7 protein-coding genes and 11 pseudogenes are annotated in these 13,002 nt (G+C 64.8%); 4 read left to right on the forward strand and 14 right to left on the reverse strand.

Annotation, left to right across the window (positions count from 1 at the left end; all coding sequences use genetic code 11):
• Position 1 precedes the first annotated feature (1 nt).
• Positions 2 to 307, reverse strand: a complete 306-nt coding sequence (gene nuoK, locus E6W36_RS01635; protein WP_222874365.1) for an NADH-quinone oxidoreductase subunit NuoK — start codon at positions 305 to 307, stop codon at positions 2 to 4.
• On the opposite strand from nuoK, the gene E6W36_RS22725 reads away from it, so the two are divergent.
• A complete protein-coding gene (locus E6W36_RS22725; RefSeq protein WP_425459765.1) occupies positions 290 to 424 on the forward strand; it encodes a hypothetical protein in 135 nt (44 codons plus the stop codon). The two genes, nuoK and E6W36_RS22725, sit on opposite strands and share 18 nt — an antisense overlap.
• Here the strand turns inward: E6W36_RS22725 and E6W36_RS01640 are convergent.
• The 13 genes and pseudogenes from E6W36_RS01640 to E6W36_RS01700 form a co-directional block, all read right to left on the reverse strand.
• Positions 372 to 880 (reverse strand): annotated as a pseudogene (locus tag E6W36_RS01640) (NADH-quinone oxidoreductase subunit J); the annotation flags it as partial. The gene E6W36_RS22725 and the pseudogene E6W36_RS01640 overlap by 53 nt on opposite strands.
• Before the next feature lie 165 nt (positions 881 to 1,045).
• A pseudogene (gene nuoI, locus E6W36_RS01645) lies at positions 1,046 to 1,530 on the reverse strand (NADH-quinone oxidoreductase subunit NuoI).
• 12 nt (positions 1,531 to 1,542) lie between these two features.
• Positions 1,543 to 2,600: pseudogene (gene nuoH / locus E6W36_RS01650) on the reverse strand (NADH-quinone oxidoreductase subunit NuoH).
• Positions 2,593 to 4,649: pseudogene (gene nuoG / locus E6W36_RS22730) on the reverse strand (NADH-quinone oxidoreductase subunit NuoG). The pseudogenes nuoH and nuoG overlap by 8 nt, the downstream one beginning before the upstream one ends.
• 309 nt (positions 4,650 to 4,958) lie before the next feature.
• A complete protein-coding gene (locus E6W36_RS01660; RefSeq protein WP_342776746.1) occupies positions 4,959 to 5,159 on the reverse strand; it encodes a GIY-YIG nuclease family protein in 201 nt (66 codons plus the stop codon).
• A gap of 246 nt (positions 5,160 to 5,405) precedes the next feature.
• Positions 5,406 to 6,694 (reverse strand): annotated as a pseudogene (gene nuoF, locus E6W36_RS01665) (NADH-quinone oxidoreductase subunit NuoF).
• An 8-nt stretch (positions 6,695 to 6,702) separates the two neighbouring features.
• Positions 6,703 to 6,939, reverse strand: a complete 237-nt coding sequence (locus E6W36_RS01670; protein ID WP_222873550.1) for a hypothetical protein — start codon at positions 6,937 to 6,939, stop codon at positions 6,703 to 6,705.
• A 156-nt stretch (positions 6,940 to 7,095) separates the two neighbouring features.
• Positions 7,096 to 7,723, reverse strand: a pseudogene (gene nuoE, locus E6W36_RS01675) (NADH-quinone oxidoreductase subunit NuoE).
• Between the two features lie 81 nt (positions 7,724 to 7,804).
• Positions 7,805 to 9,017: pseudogene (locus tag E6W36_RS01680) on the reverse strand (NADH-quinone oxidoreductase subunit D).
• Between the two features lie 3 nt (positions 9,018 to 9,020).
• Complete coding sequence (locus E6W36_RS01685; protein WP_222873551.1) at positions 9,021 to 9,248, reverse strand: hypothetical protein; 228 nt, start codon at positions 9,246 to 9,248, stop codon at positions 9,021 to 9,023.
• A 17-nt stretch (positions 9,249 to 9,265) separates the two neighbouring features.
• Positions 9,266 to 9,876, reverse strand: a pseudogene (locus E6W36_RS01690) (NADH-quinone oxidoreductase subunit C); the annotation flags it as partial.
• 10 nt (positions 9,877 to 9,886) lie between these two features.
• Positions 9,887 to 10,433 (reverse strand): annotated as a pseudogene (locus tag E6W36_RS01695) (NuoB/complex I 20 kDa subunit family protein).
• A 22-nt stretch (positions 10,434 to 10,455) separates the two neighbouring features.
• Positions 10,456 to 10,832 (reverse strand): annotated as a pseudogene (locus tag E6W36_RS01700) (NADH-quinone oxidoreductase subunit A).
• Positions 10,833 to 11,017: 185 nt separating this feature from the next.
• Here E6W36_RS01700 and E6W36_RS01705 point away from each other — a divergent pair.
• The 3 genes and pseudogenes from E6W36_RS01705 to E6W36_RS22740 form a co-directional block, all read left to right on the forward strand.
• Positions 11,018 to 11,839 carry an SDR family NAD(P)-dependent oxidoreductase gene (locus E6W36_RS01705; RefSeq protein ID WP_246047968.1) on the forward strand — a complete coding sequence of 274 codons (822 nt, stop codon included), beginning with the start codon at positions 11,018 to 11,020 and terminating at the stop codon, positions 11,837 to 11,839.
• A gap of 587 nt (positions 11,840 to 12,426) precedes the next feature.
• Positions 12,427 to 12,915 (forward strand): Arm DNA-binding domain-containing protein, encoded by a 489-nt coding sequence (locus E6W36_RS22735; protein WP_222873554.1) that lies wholly within the window; start codon positions 12,427 to 12,429, stop codon positions 12,913 to 12,915.
• Positions 12,909 to 12,986: pseudogene (locus tag E6W36_RS22740) on the forward strand (hypothetical protein); the annotation flags it as partial. The gene E6W36_RS22735 and the pseudogene E6W36_RS22740, both read left to right, overlap by 7 nt.
• Between the last annotated feature and the right edge of the window lie 16 nt (positions 12,987 to 13,002).

Raw genomic sequence — 13,002 nt, forward strand, 5'->3', positions numbered from 1 at the left:
CTCAGCCCTTCATCAGGTTGATGTCCTCAACCGCGATCGACCCGCGGTTGCGGAAGTAGACGACAAGAATGGCAAGGCCGATGGCCGCCTCGCCGGCGGCAACCGTCAGCACGAACATCGCGAACACCTGCCCCAGCATGTCGTGCAGATGGCTCGAGAACGCGACCAGGTTGATGTTCACGCTGAGCAGGATCAGCTCGATCGACATCAGGATGATGATGACGTTCTTGCGGTTGACGAAGATGCCGAGCACGCCGAGCACGAAAAGCGCGGCGGCGACCGTCAGATAATGGCCAAGCCCGATGATCACGGCTGCACCCCTTCCCCGCTGGTCGCCTTGACCAGCGCAATCGCCGCCTCCGGCGTGCGGGCGTTCTGGCGCGCGATGTTCTGGCGCTTGACCCCGAGCGCTGGCGGTGCGTGAGCACGATCGCGCCGATCATGGCCACCAGCAGCACCAGCCCCGCCGCCTGGAACACATAGATGTACTGCGTGTAGATCAGGTTCCCCAGCGCCTGTGCGTTGGTCACATTGTCCGGCGTCACGGCGGTCCGCGAGGCCTCCGCTGCGCCCGAGGCGATCCAGCCGCCTCCGACCAGCAGCAATTCGACCAGCAGCAGCCCGGCGATCACCAGCCCGATCGGCAGGTAGGTGGCGAAGCCTTTGCGCAGTTCCTCGAAGTTGATGTCCAGCATCATCACCACGAACAGGAACAGCACGGCGACCGCGCCGACGTAGACGATCACCAGGATCATCGCCAGGAACTCGGCCCCAGCAGCACGAACAGGCCGGCGGCGTTGAAGAACGCCAGAATCAGCCACAGCACCGAATGCACCGGGTTGCGCGCGGTGATCACCATGAAGCCGCTCAACACGGCCATGAAGGCGAACAGATAGAAGGCGAGTGCGTGGAACACGTATCCGTGGCCTTGGCGGCTAGAGTGGACGGTCAGCAGGCCCCGGCCGGACTGCGAACCCCTTGAAGGTCTTCTTGAAACCGGCGTCGTGTCGGGGCCGCCGCCGGTTCATTCCATGGTCATACGCTGTTAGCGGTACGGGGCATCCAGTGCAAGATTTTGGGCGATCTCGCGCTCCCAGCGCTCGCCGTTCGCCAGCAGCTTGCTCTTGTTGTACATCAGTTCCTCGCGCGTCTCGGTCGCGAACTCGAAGTTCGGCCCCTCGACGATGGCGTCCACCGGGCAGGCTTCCTGGCAGAAGCCGCAGTAGATGCACTTGGTCATGTCGATGTCGTAGCGCGTGGTGCGGCGCGAGCCATCCTCGCGCGGTTCCGCCTCGATGGTGATCGCCTGCGCCGGACATACGGCCTCGCACAGCTTGCAGGCGATGCAACGCTCTTCGCCGTTGGGGTAGCGGCGCAGGGCGTGCTCGCCGCGGAAGCGCGGGGAGAGCGGCCCTTTTCATAGGGATAGTTCACCGTCGCCTTGGGCGCGAAGAAGTATTTGAGCGTCAGGCCCATCGCCTTGACGAACTCGAGCAGCAGCAGGCTTCTGGCGGACTGGATCATCGACATCGGCGCTCTCCGTCAGGCAGCGTGCAGCAGGGGCTTGAAGAACACGACCCAGCCGCTCACCAGCACGACCATCACCAGCGACAGCGGCAGGAACACTTTCCAGCCCAGCCGCATCAGCTGGTCATAGCGATAGCGCGGCACGGTCGCCTTCACCCAGGCGAACACGAAGAAGAAAAAGCAGATTTTCAGCAGGAACCAGAGGAAGCCCGGCACCGCATAGAGGATCGGGATGTTGAGCGGCGGCAGCCAGCCCCGAAGAACAGGATCGCCGTCATCGCGCACATCAGCAGGATGTTGGCGTATTCGCCGAGGAAGAACAGCGCGAACGACATCGACGAATATTCGACCTGGTAGCCCGCGACCAGTTCGGCCTCGGCCTCCGGCAGGTCGAACGGCGGCCGGTTGGTCTCGGCCAGCGCGGAGATGAAGAACACGACCGCCATCGGAAACAGCAGCGGCGTGCCGACGAACCCGTTGAACAGGCCGAACAGCCCTGCGCCTTCCTGCGCCTTGACGATTTCATTGAGGTTCAGCGACCCGACATAGAGCAGCACGCAGACGATGACGAAGCCGATGGACACTTCGTAGCTGACCATCTGCGCCGCCGAGCGCAGGCCGCCGAGGAACGGATACTTCGAGTTCGACGCCCAACCGGACATGATGATGCCGTAAACGCCCAGCGACGACACCGCGAACAGGTACAGAATGCCGACGTTGATGTCCGCCAGCACCAGCGCCTCGTCGAACGGGATCACCGCCCAGCCAATCAGCGCCAGAGTGAAGGTGATCATCGGCGCCAGGATGAACACGCCCTTGTTGGCGCTGGCCGGGACGATGGTTTCCTTCAGGAACAGCTTCAGGCCGTCCGCGAACGACTGCAGGATACCGAATGGCCCGACGACGTTGGGGCCCTTGCGCATCTGCATGGCCGCCCAGATGCGCCGGTCGAAATAGACCGCGAACGCAACGCCCAGCAACACCGGCACGACAATCGCCAGGATGAGCAGGATCTGCGCAACCAGGTAGCCGATCCAGCCCCAGCCGAGCGTCGTCTGGAAAAACTCAACCATGGGTACCTGTCGCCTTTTCGTCCGCCTCGCCCACGATCGTGCGCGCGCATTCCGCCATGGTGGCGCTGGCCCGTGCGATCGGGTTTGTCTGATAGAAGTCCTTGATCGGCAGCGCAATGGCTCCCGGCGCAATGTCGCCGGTCGCGCCGAAGCCGGCCCAGGCGCTTGGCGCAATCACGCCAACGTCCGCGAGATGCGGCCACTCCCCGGCGATGCGCTGGCGCAGCGCGCCGAGGCTGTCGTACGGCAAGGTGCAGGCAAGCACGTCGGACAGCGCCCGCAGGATCGTCCAGTCCTCGCGGGCGTCTCCCGGTGCGAATGTCGCCTTCAGCGTGCGCTGCACCCGGCCTTCGGTGTTGACGTAGGTCGCCGACTTCTCGGTGTAGGCCGCCGCCGGCAGGATGACGTCCGCCGTGCGGACGCCTGCGTCGCCATGGCTGCCGATGTAGACCGTGAACACATCGGCGAAGGCAGAAAGGTCGGCTTCGTCCACGCCGTGCAGGAACACGGCTTTCAGCGCGCCGCTGGCGGCATCGGCGGCAATCTTCGCCATGCCGCCCTCGGCAGCGAACCCGATGTCGAGCGCACCGACCCGGCCAGCCGCAGTATGCAGCACATTGAAACCGTTCCAGCCATCGCGCACCATGGCGCACTTGTCGGCCAGCGAATGCGCCGCGCCAAGCACGGCGGCCGCATCGTTGCGCATTAGCGCCCCTGGCCGAGGATGATCGCCGGACGCTCGGCCCCTTCAGGAGGTCGCCGAACGGATGCGCACCGCTGACGATGGTCTTGAGGATCGACAGGTCGTCGCCCAGGTGCTCGTAGGGGTAGGTCAGCTCGATCCTGGGTCCGATGACCGCCACCCGCGCCTTGCGCTTTTAACCGCCTTGCGGATGCGTGTCGCGATGATCGGCGCTTCCAGGCGCGGGTTCGTCCCGACCAGCAGGATCACGTCCGCCGACTCGATCCCGGCAATCGTGCTGTTGAACAGGTAGCCCGCACGCGCCGCCTGCGGAAGCTGCGCCCCGTCCGTGCGGCACTCCACCCGGCTCGACCCGAGCTTGCCCAGCAGATCCTTCAGCGCCACCAGCGCCTCAACGTCGCTCAGGTCGCCGGCCAGGGCGGCGATCTGCTCACCCTTCAGACCGTCAAGCCCGGCCTTGATCGCGGCGAACGCTTCCGGCCAGCTCGCCGGTTGCAGCTTGCCATCCCGGCGCACCCACGGGCGGTCCAGCCGCCGGGCGGTCAGGCCGTCGACCGCATGGCGGGTCTTGTCGGAAATCCACTCCTCGTTGATCTCTTCGTTGAGGCGCGGCAGCACGCGCATGACTTCGTTGCCGCGCGCATCAACCCGGATGTTCGAGCCGACGGCGTCCATGACGTCGATCGACTCGGTCTTCTTCAGCTCCCAGGGCCGCGCCTCGAAGGCGTAGGGCTTGGAGGTCAGCGCGCCGACCGGGCACAGGTCGACAACGTTGGCCGACATCTCGGACGTGACGGCGCGCTCGAGGTAGCTGGTGATCTGCATGTTCTCGCCGCGGAAGATCGCGCCGATCTCCTCGACGCCGGCCACTTCCTCGGCGAAGCGCACACAGCGGGTGCAGTGGATGCAGCGCGTCATCACGGTCTTGATCAGCGGCCCCATGTACTTCTCGGTGACCGCGCGCTTGTTTTCCTCATAGCGCGAGCCGCCGCGACCATAGGCCATCGCCTGGTCCTGCAGGTCGCACTCGCCGCCCTGGTCGCAGATCGGGCAGTCAAGCGGATGGTTGATCAGCAGGAACTCCATCACCCCTTCCCGCGCCTTTTCACCTTGGGCGAGTTGGTGGTGACCACCTGATTGTCGGCGGCCGGCATGGCGCAGCTCGCCTGCGGCTTGGGTGGCCCCGGCGCGATCTCGACCAGGCACATGCGGCAGTTGCCGGCGATCGACAGCCGCTCGTGGTAGCAGAAGCGCGGTACCTCGAAGCCCGCCGCCTCGCAGGCCTGCAGCACCGTCGCGCCCTGCGGCACCTCGACCTCAATTCCGTTGACCGTCAGTTTTGGCATTGCCGCCCTTCCTCATTCCGTACCAACGTCGTCATGCCCACCTTACCACCCTCGTCATGCCGGCGAAGGCCGGCATCCATGGTCAAGAACATCCCCACCCACCAAGTCCGGCCTCACCCGTGGACCCCGGCCTGCGCCGGGGTGACGGGGAAAGGATCGAACACATATCCCGTCATGCCGGCGGAGGCCGGCATCCATGCCTTCACCCGCATCGGCATTCCCGTCACTGCGCGACATCGCTCCACAGGTCACGCCACTCCGGATTGGCTGACAATATGGCATTGATCTTGAACCGTCTCGGCCACTCTTTCATCCGTTTTCAAGTGCAATCGCATCGTCGATCCGGTCGACCTCTTGATACCATACCAATTGCTTAAGCCCATAACGCTTGGTGAATCCGTCGACTAGGCCTTCCCTGTGCTCCCAGACACGACGCACCAGATTGCTGGTCACGCCGATATACAAAGTGCCATTTGGCTTGTTCGTCATGATGTAGACGAAGCCAGACACTGTTTCCTTCTCCCGCGCACGTCATGCCGGCGGAGGCCTGCATCCATGGCTTCACCCGCATCGCCATCCGCAGGCCTTGCCCACCGCATGGACCCCGGCATGCGCCGGGGTGACGGGGAAAATATCGATCACCAGCCCGGTCATGCCGGCGAAGGCCGGCATCCATGGCCAAGAACATCCCCACCCACCAAGTCCGGCCTCACCCGTGGACCCCGGCCTGCGCCGGGGTGACGGATAATGCATCCCCTACTCCGCCGCCTCGCGCACGATGGTGACTTTCTTCAGCCGCGCTTCGATCTCGGGACGGAAGTTGCGGATGAGGCCCTGCACCGGCCAGGCCGCCGCGTCGCCGAGCGCACAGATGGTATGCCCTTCCACCTGGTTGGCGACATCGAGCAGGGTATCCACATCCTCCATGGTCGCGCGGCCATCAGCGATGCGCGTCAACTGCCGCCACATCCAGCCGGTGCCCTCGCGGCACGGCGTGCACTGGCCGCAGCTCTCATGCTTGTAGAAATAGCTGATGCGCGCGATCGCCCGGATGATGTCGACCGACTTGTCCATGACGATGACCGCGGCGGTACCCAGCCCCGAGCGCAGGTTGCGCAGGGTATCGAAGTCCATCGGCGCATCCAGAATCTGGTCCGGCCGCAGTGCCGCGACCGACGAGCCGCCGGGGATCACCGCCTGCAGATTGTCCCAGCCGCCGCGCATGCCGCCGCAGTGCTTCTCGATCAGTTCGCGGAACGGGATCGACATCGCCTCTTCCACCGTGCACGGCGCGTTCACGTGGCCGGAGATGCAGAACAGCTTGGTGCCGGCGTTGTTTTCAGCGCCGAAGCCCTTGAACCAGCCCGCCCCGCGCCGCAGAATGGTTGGTGCCACCGCAATCGACTCGACATTGTTGACCGTGGTCGGATAGCCCCAGACGCCGACCCCGGCCGGGAATGGCGGCTTGAGGCGCGGCTGGCCCTTCTTGCCCTCCAGGCTCTCGATCAGCGCGGTCTCTTCGCCGCAGATGTAAGCACCCGCACCTCGGTGCAGATACACATCGAAGTCGTAGCCGGAACCGGCGGCGTTCTTGCCGAGCTTGCCCTTGGCGTAGGCCTGGTCGATCGCCGCCTGCAGGCGGTGGGCTTCATGGACGAATTCGCCGCGGATGTAGATGTAGGCCCGGGTCGCGCGCATGGCGAAGCCGGCGATCAGCGCCCCTTCCAGCAGCTTGTGCGGATCGTGGCGCATGATCTCCCGGTCCTTGCAGGTACCGGGTTCGGACTCGTCGGCATTGATCACCAGCGTGTTCGGCCGCTCAGGGTTCGGCTGCTTGGGCATGAACGACCATTTGACGCCGGTCGGGAAGCCCGCGCCGCCGCGCCCGCGCAGGCCGGACGCTTTCATCTCCTCGACGATCCAGTCCTGCCCCTTGGCGATCAGGTCCGCGGTGCCATTCCAGTCTCCGCGCGCGATCGCCCCGTCGATCCCCAGTCCTGGAGGCCGTAGAGGTTCGTGAAAATGCGGTCCTTGTCGTCCAGCATGTCCGTTCTCATTCCGCCTTGTCGTTCTCAGGCGGCACACTCGCCGCATCCTTCAAGGCCTTGCGCCGACGCAGCCAGGCGAACGCCAGCCCCAGCACCAGACCCAATTCCATATGCTGCAGGGTTCTTTCGCGCGTCAGCGCCAGTCCCTGCATCGAATCCCACGTCAGGTTCACCGCCACCCACGCAGCCAGCGCGACGACGCCGAACCATGCCCAGTGCAGCCGGTCAAGCCACCGCATCATGGGCAGGCGCACCCTCGCTAGGCGCCTTGCGTCGGCGCTGCGCTGCATAGGCGAGCGCCGCCCCTGCCGCGAGCGCCGCTCCGCCAAGCACCACCCGCTTGGCCGCACACAGGGCAACCAGCCGAAACCCGCAACGCATCAATGGCAATGCTCGCATCATGCTGCTCCCTTCAGGGTGGTTGGCCCGCCAAGCGGCGCCGAGAACTGCCGGTCAACCTGCGGGCCAACCTTCGGCGTCCGCCCGGCTTGCAAGTCCTCCAGGATGGCCCTGGTCGACTCGTAGGTCAGGTCCTCGTAGAAATCGTCGTTGATCTGCACCATCGGCGCGTTCACGCAGGCACCCAGACACTCGACTTCGGTCAGCGTGAACAGGCCATCGGCCGTCGTCGCGCCTTTGCCAGCCCCAGGTCCTTGCAGGCGCGCAGCACTTCGTCGGAACCCTTGATCCAGCACGGCGTCGTTCCGCACAGCTGGACGTGGAAGCGCCCGACCGGGGCAAGGTTGTACATCGTGTAGAAGCTCGCGACCTCGTAGGTGCGGATGTACGGCATGCCCAGATAGTCGGCGACATATTCGATCACCGGCACCGGCAGCCAGCCCTGCGTGTTGGTCTGCGCGCCGACCTGCCGTTGCGCCAGGTCGAGCAGCGGCATCACCGCCGACTGCTGGCGGCCCGCCGGGTATTTGGCGATGTGCCAGTCCGCCTTCGCCTTGTTCTCCGGCGTGAAAGCGAAGCCGTTGAAGGCGCTGTGGTCTGCGGGCGCAGCGGAGCGTGGTCTGCCATGGTCGTCCTATGCGTCTGTCAAGTCGGAGCAATTCGTCACCCCGGCGCAAGCCGGGGTCCAGCAGCGCGGATACGGCGCACTCACCGGTCGACCTCGCCGAACACGATGTCGAGCGAGCCAAGCACTGCCGGCGCATCGGCCAGCATGTGGCCGCGGCACAGGAAATCCATCGCCTGCAGGTGCGCAAAGCCGGGCGCGCGGATGTGGCAGCGGTACGGCTTGTTCGAACCGTCCGACACCAGATACACGCCGAATTCGCCCTTCGGTGCCTCGACTGCCGCGTAAACCTCGCCTTCGGGCACCTTGTAGCCTTCGGTGTAGAGCTTGAAGTGGTGGATCAGCGCTTCCATCGAGCGCTTCATCTCGCCGCGCTTGGGCGGCACCACCTTGCGGTCGAGCGAGGACACCGGCCCGGTCGGCATTTCGGTGATGCACTGGCGGATGATCTTCAGCGACTGGCGCATCTCTTCGAAGCGCAGGACGAAGCGGTCGTAGCAGTCGGAGTTCTTGCCGACCACCACGTCGAAATCCATGCGGTCGTAAACGTCATACGGCTGGCTGCGCCGCAGGTCCCACGGCATGCCGGTGCCGCGGATCATCGCGCCCGAAGCCCCAGGCGAGCGCGTCGTCGCGCGAGATCACCCCGATGTCGACATTGCGCTGCTTGAAGATGCGGTTGCCGAGCACCAGGGTCGCCATGTCGTCGAGCACCTTGGGGAAGCTCTCGGTCCAGGCCATGATGTCGGCGGCGAGCTTCTCCGGCATGTCCTGGTGGACGCCGCCCGGGCGCACATAGGCCGCATGCAGGCGCGCGCCGCACACCCGCTCGTAGAACACCATGAGCTTCTCGCGTTCCTCGAAGCCCCAGAGGATCGGCGTCATCGCGCCCACGTCCATGGCGTGGGTGCAGACGTTCATCAGGTGGTTGAGGATGCGGGTGATCTCCGACCACAGCACCCGCAGATACTGGCCGCGCTCCGGCACCTCGACGCCGAGCAGCCGCTCGACCGCAAGCGCGAACGCATGCTCCTGGCACATGGGCGAGACGTAATCGAGCCGGTCGAAATAGGGCACCGCCTGCAGGTAGGTCTTGTATTCGATCAGCTTTTCCGTGCCGCGATGCAGCAGGCCGATATGCGGGTCCACCCGCTCGATCACCTCGCCGTCCAGTTCCAGCACCATGCGCAGCACGCCGTGCGCCGCCGGATGCTGCGGCCCGAAGTTGATCGAATAGTTCTGGATGTCGATCTCGCCCTTGGGGGTCTCGCCGAGATTGGGGTCGCGGTCCGCCATCGTCTACTCCACATCCGCAAGGTCAAGGCGGCGTTTGCTCTGGCGCAGGTCAACCTCCATCCGGCCGACACGATTTTGCAGGTCAAACACCGAAGAAACCAGACCGCGCATATGATCTTCAAGCGACAGCATGCGGATCTCAATACTGTCCATGCGATGTTTCAAGTCTGCAATATCCCCGCGGATCGCGCGCAGGTGCTCAAGGATCAGGCTGGAGACATCCTCGGTCATGCCGGTTTGCCGCCTTGTGCCTTTTCGTCGCCCGGCAGGACGTACTGCGCGCCCTCCCACGGCGACATGAAATCGAACGAGCGGAAGTCCTGCGTCAGCTTGACCGGCTCGTAGACCACCCGCTTGTGCTCTTCGGAATAGCGCACCTCGACGAAGCCGGTCAGCGGGAAGTCCTTGCGCAGCGGGTGCCCGGTGAAGCCGTAATCCGTGAGGATCCGCCGCAGGTCCGGGTGGCCGTCGAAGATCACGCCATACAGGTCCCAGGTCTCGCGCTCGTACCAGCCGGCAGCCGGGAAGACGCTCACCGCGCTCGGCACCGGCGTGTCGGCGTCCGTCGTCAGCTTGACGCGCAGCCGCAGATTCTTCGCGTAGCTCAGCAGGTGATAGACCACATCGAAGCGCTCGGCCCGCTCCGGGTAATCGGCACCGCACAGCGTCATCAGCGAGCGGCACTGGAACGCGTCATGATCGCGCAACGTGGCGAGCACGCCAGGATCGCCTCGCGACGGACCGCAAGCGTCAGCTCGCCGGCGTGCACGGTCGTCTCCAGCAGGGCATCGCCCAGCGCCGCGCGGGCGGTCTCGGCCAGCGCGTCCAGGGTTTCGGCAGTCAGGGCCCAGGAAGTCATGCGTACGATCCTATCGGATGATGGTGCCGACGCGGCGGATTTTCTTCTGCAGCAGCAGAATGCCGTACAGCAGCGCTTCTGCGGTCGGCGGGCAGCCGGGCACGTAGATATCGACCGGCACGACGCGGTCGCAGCCGCGCACCACCGAGTAGCTGTAGTGATAGTAGCCGCCGCCGTTGGCGCAGCTGCCCATCGAGATCACGTAGCGCGGCTCCGGCATCTGGTCGTAGACCTTGCGCATGGCCGGCGCCATCTTGTTGGTCAGCGTGCCGGCCACGATCATCACGTCGGACTGGCGCGGGCTGGCGCGCGGCGCAAAGCCGAAGCGTTCGACATCGTAGCGCGGCATCGAGGTGTGCATCATCTCGACGGCGCAGCAGGCCAGGCCGAAGGTCATCCACCAGAGCGAGCCGGTGCGCGCCCGTGATCAGGTCCTCGGCGGTGGTGACCAGAAAGCCCTTGTCCGCCAGTTCGCTGTTCAGGTCCTTGAAGAAGGCGTCGTCGGCCGCTGCGGTCGCTGCCGCCTGCCTGACGCTCAGAGCCTGTTCTGTGGCCATTGTCCGTCTCCTGCGCGCGCGATCATTCCCAATCCAGCGCGCCCTTCTTCCATTCGTAGATAAACCCGACCGTCAGCACGCCGAGGAACACCATCATCGAGACCCAGCCGAATGCGCCCAGCGTGCCGAGGCTCACCGCCCAGGAAACAGGAACGCGACTTCCAGGTCGAAGATGATGAACAGGATCGACACCAGGTAGAAACGCACGTCGAACTTGCCGCGGCTGTCCTCGAACGGCTCGAACCCGCATTCATAGGCCGACAGCTTCTCGGGGTCCGGCTTCTGGAAGCCGCCCAGCGTCGAGACGATCATCGGCAGGGCGACGAACGCCAGCGAGAACACGATGGCGATGCCGAGGAAGATGAGGATCGGCAGATATTCGGTCGCGATATCGCTCACTGGACTCGTCTCACGGTTGGCGCCGGCGCATGCCGGATGTGTGCCCCCGCTTTACCAGCGTAGGGCACGAGCGCAAGGGTTGCGACCATTGGCCTTGGCCGGATCATGAGAATTCAGGCGCTTCGGCCTTGAGCGCCGGGCAAACCGCAGGGATAGTGGCCGCACGGTTCGGGGAGAGGATGAGCATGTTCAAGGATCAGACCGTATGGGTGACCGGCGCGTCATCCGGCATCGGCGAGGCACTGAGTCTGGCGCTCGCCAGGCAGGGCGCGCGGCTGATCCTGTCCGGCCGCAAGGTCGCGGAGCTGGAGCGGGTGGCGACGGCTTGCGGCGGCGGCAATCGCCATACGATCCTGCCGTTCGACACGACGGACTACCCGGCCCTGCCCGGCATCGTCGCGGACGCCTGGGACCGCGCCGGCGGCATCGACGTGCTGGTGAACAATGCCGGCGTCTCGCAGCGCTCGCTGGCGCTGGAGACCAGCCTCGACGTGTATCGCACCCTGCTGGAGGTCGATCTCTATGCGCCCATCGCGCTCTCGCAGCTTGTGCTGCCGCGCATGGTGGCGCGCGGTGGTGGCCGCTTCATCACCATCGCCAGCGTCGCCGGCAAGATCGGCGCGCCCATGCGTTCCGGCTACAGCGCGGCCAAGCATGGTCTTTACGGCTATTTCGACGCCATCCGCGCCGAGACCGCCGCACAAGGCATCAAGGTCCACATGGTGGCGCCCGGCTCGGTCAAGACCAATGTCTCGCGCAACGCCCTGACGGCGAACGGGAGCACACGCGGAACCAGCGACGAGGCGATCGAGCACGGCATGCCGGTCGCGCAGGCCGTCCGCCAGATGCTGGACGGCATCGCCCGCGGCAAGCGCGACATTCTGGTCGCGCAGGGGCGCGAGCGCCTCGCCGTGACCATGCGCCGCTTCTGGCCGGAGAAAGCCTTCGACCTGATCGCCGACGCGGTCGCCAAAGGCTACGCGCAGAACATGCGCGTCAACCGATAGGCTTTACAGCCGGGCGAAGCGTGCGTGGTTTTCCAGGCTGAGGCGCACGCTGAGCCGCACATGGCCCTCGCTGCCTTCGCCGCCTCGCTCTCCCCGAAAACGTCGCTGCCATCTCCAAGACCGCCTGCCGCTTCATCGAAGTTTGGGAAGGCGACATGCTGACGAAGATGTTCAGCGACGTTCGCAACCCGTTCGCACATGGGCCGGGGCAATCACCAATGCCCACGTTGTCACCGGAGCAAACGAACTGGACGATCGAAACCGCAATGGCGTGGATCAAGAGCCTAGTTCGCCACTTCTAAGGCAACTTTGAAGGCGGACATTATGGCGGACATCGCCGCCGCATCGTGACTAAGTTACTGGATTTACCAGGAAAGTGGCGGAGCGGGAGGGATTCGAACTCCGGCTTTCCAACCCTTTCAAGAATCTACGTTTTCTGCTAGCTAAGTGTCAGTCAGTCAACGCTTTTTCGGCGTGAGTGGCGGATGATAAGGCCGTTGCAGTTCGCTCCGGATCGCTGAAATCCGCGACTCAAATGGTGTTGCAAATGGTGTTGCTGGATGGGTTAGCAGGCGAAGGAGTAAACCGTGTCGCGGTCGATCCACAAATTGAGTGCTCGACGTGTCGAAACCGAAAGCCGGGTTGGGAAACATGGCGACGGCGGTGGCCTGTCGCTGTTGATCGCCAAGGACGGATCGAAGCGCTGGATCTTCATCTGGGACCGAAACGGCAAGCGTCGAGAAATGGGTCTCGGCAGCACGGCCGACGTCAGTCTCGTGAGAGCCCGGAATATGGCGGCGGATGCCAGACAGCTTCTCCTCGACGGGATCGACCCTCTCGAGAAGCGCAACGCGGATGAGCTGGCCGCCGCCGAAGCCGCGCGGCAGGCGGAAATCGAAAAGGCCGGGCCGCTCCTCTTCGGTGCCTTTGCCGATGACTATATCGATACCCACGAGGAAGGCTGGAAGAATCCGAAACACCGTCAGCAATGGCGTAACACGATCAAAACGCACGCGGCATCGCTACTGAAAAGCCCGTCGGCGAGATCACCATCGACAACGTGGTTGCGGTGTTGAAGCCGATCTGGCGGTCGACGCCGGAGACGGCGAGCAGGCTGCGCGGGCGCATCGAAAACATCCTCGACGCCGCCAAGGCCTCGAACC

It is taken from the genome of Hankyongella ginsenosidimutans (assembly GCF_005144965.1).
Lineage (GTDB): Bacteria > Pseudomonadota > Alphaproteobacteria > Sphingomonadales > Sphingomonadaceae > Hankyongella > Hankyongella ginsenosidimutans.

Bases quoted from the DNA above. Each gene is read 5' to 3' on its own strand.
- E6W36_RS01685 (WP_222873551.1), bottom strand. From the start codon at position 9,248: ATGACCGAGGATGTCTCCAGCCTGATCCTTGAGCACCTGCGCGCGATC.
- E6W36_RS01670 (WP_222873550.1), bottom strand. From the start codon at position 6,939: ATGATGCGGTGGCTTGACCGGCTGCACTGGGCATGGTTCGGCGTCGTC.
- E6W36_RS22725 (WP_425459765.1), top strand. From the start codon at position 290: ATGGCCAAGCCCGATGATCACGGCTGCACCCCTTCCCCGCTGGTCGCC.
- E6W36_RS01705 (WP_246047968.1), top strand. From the start codon at position 11,018: ATGTTCAAGGATCAGACCGTATGGGTGACCGGCGCGTCATCCGGCATC.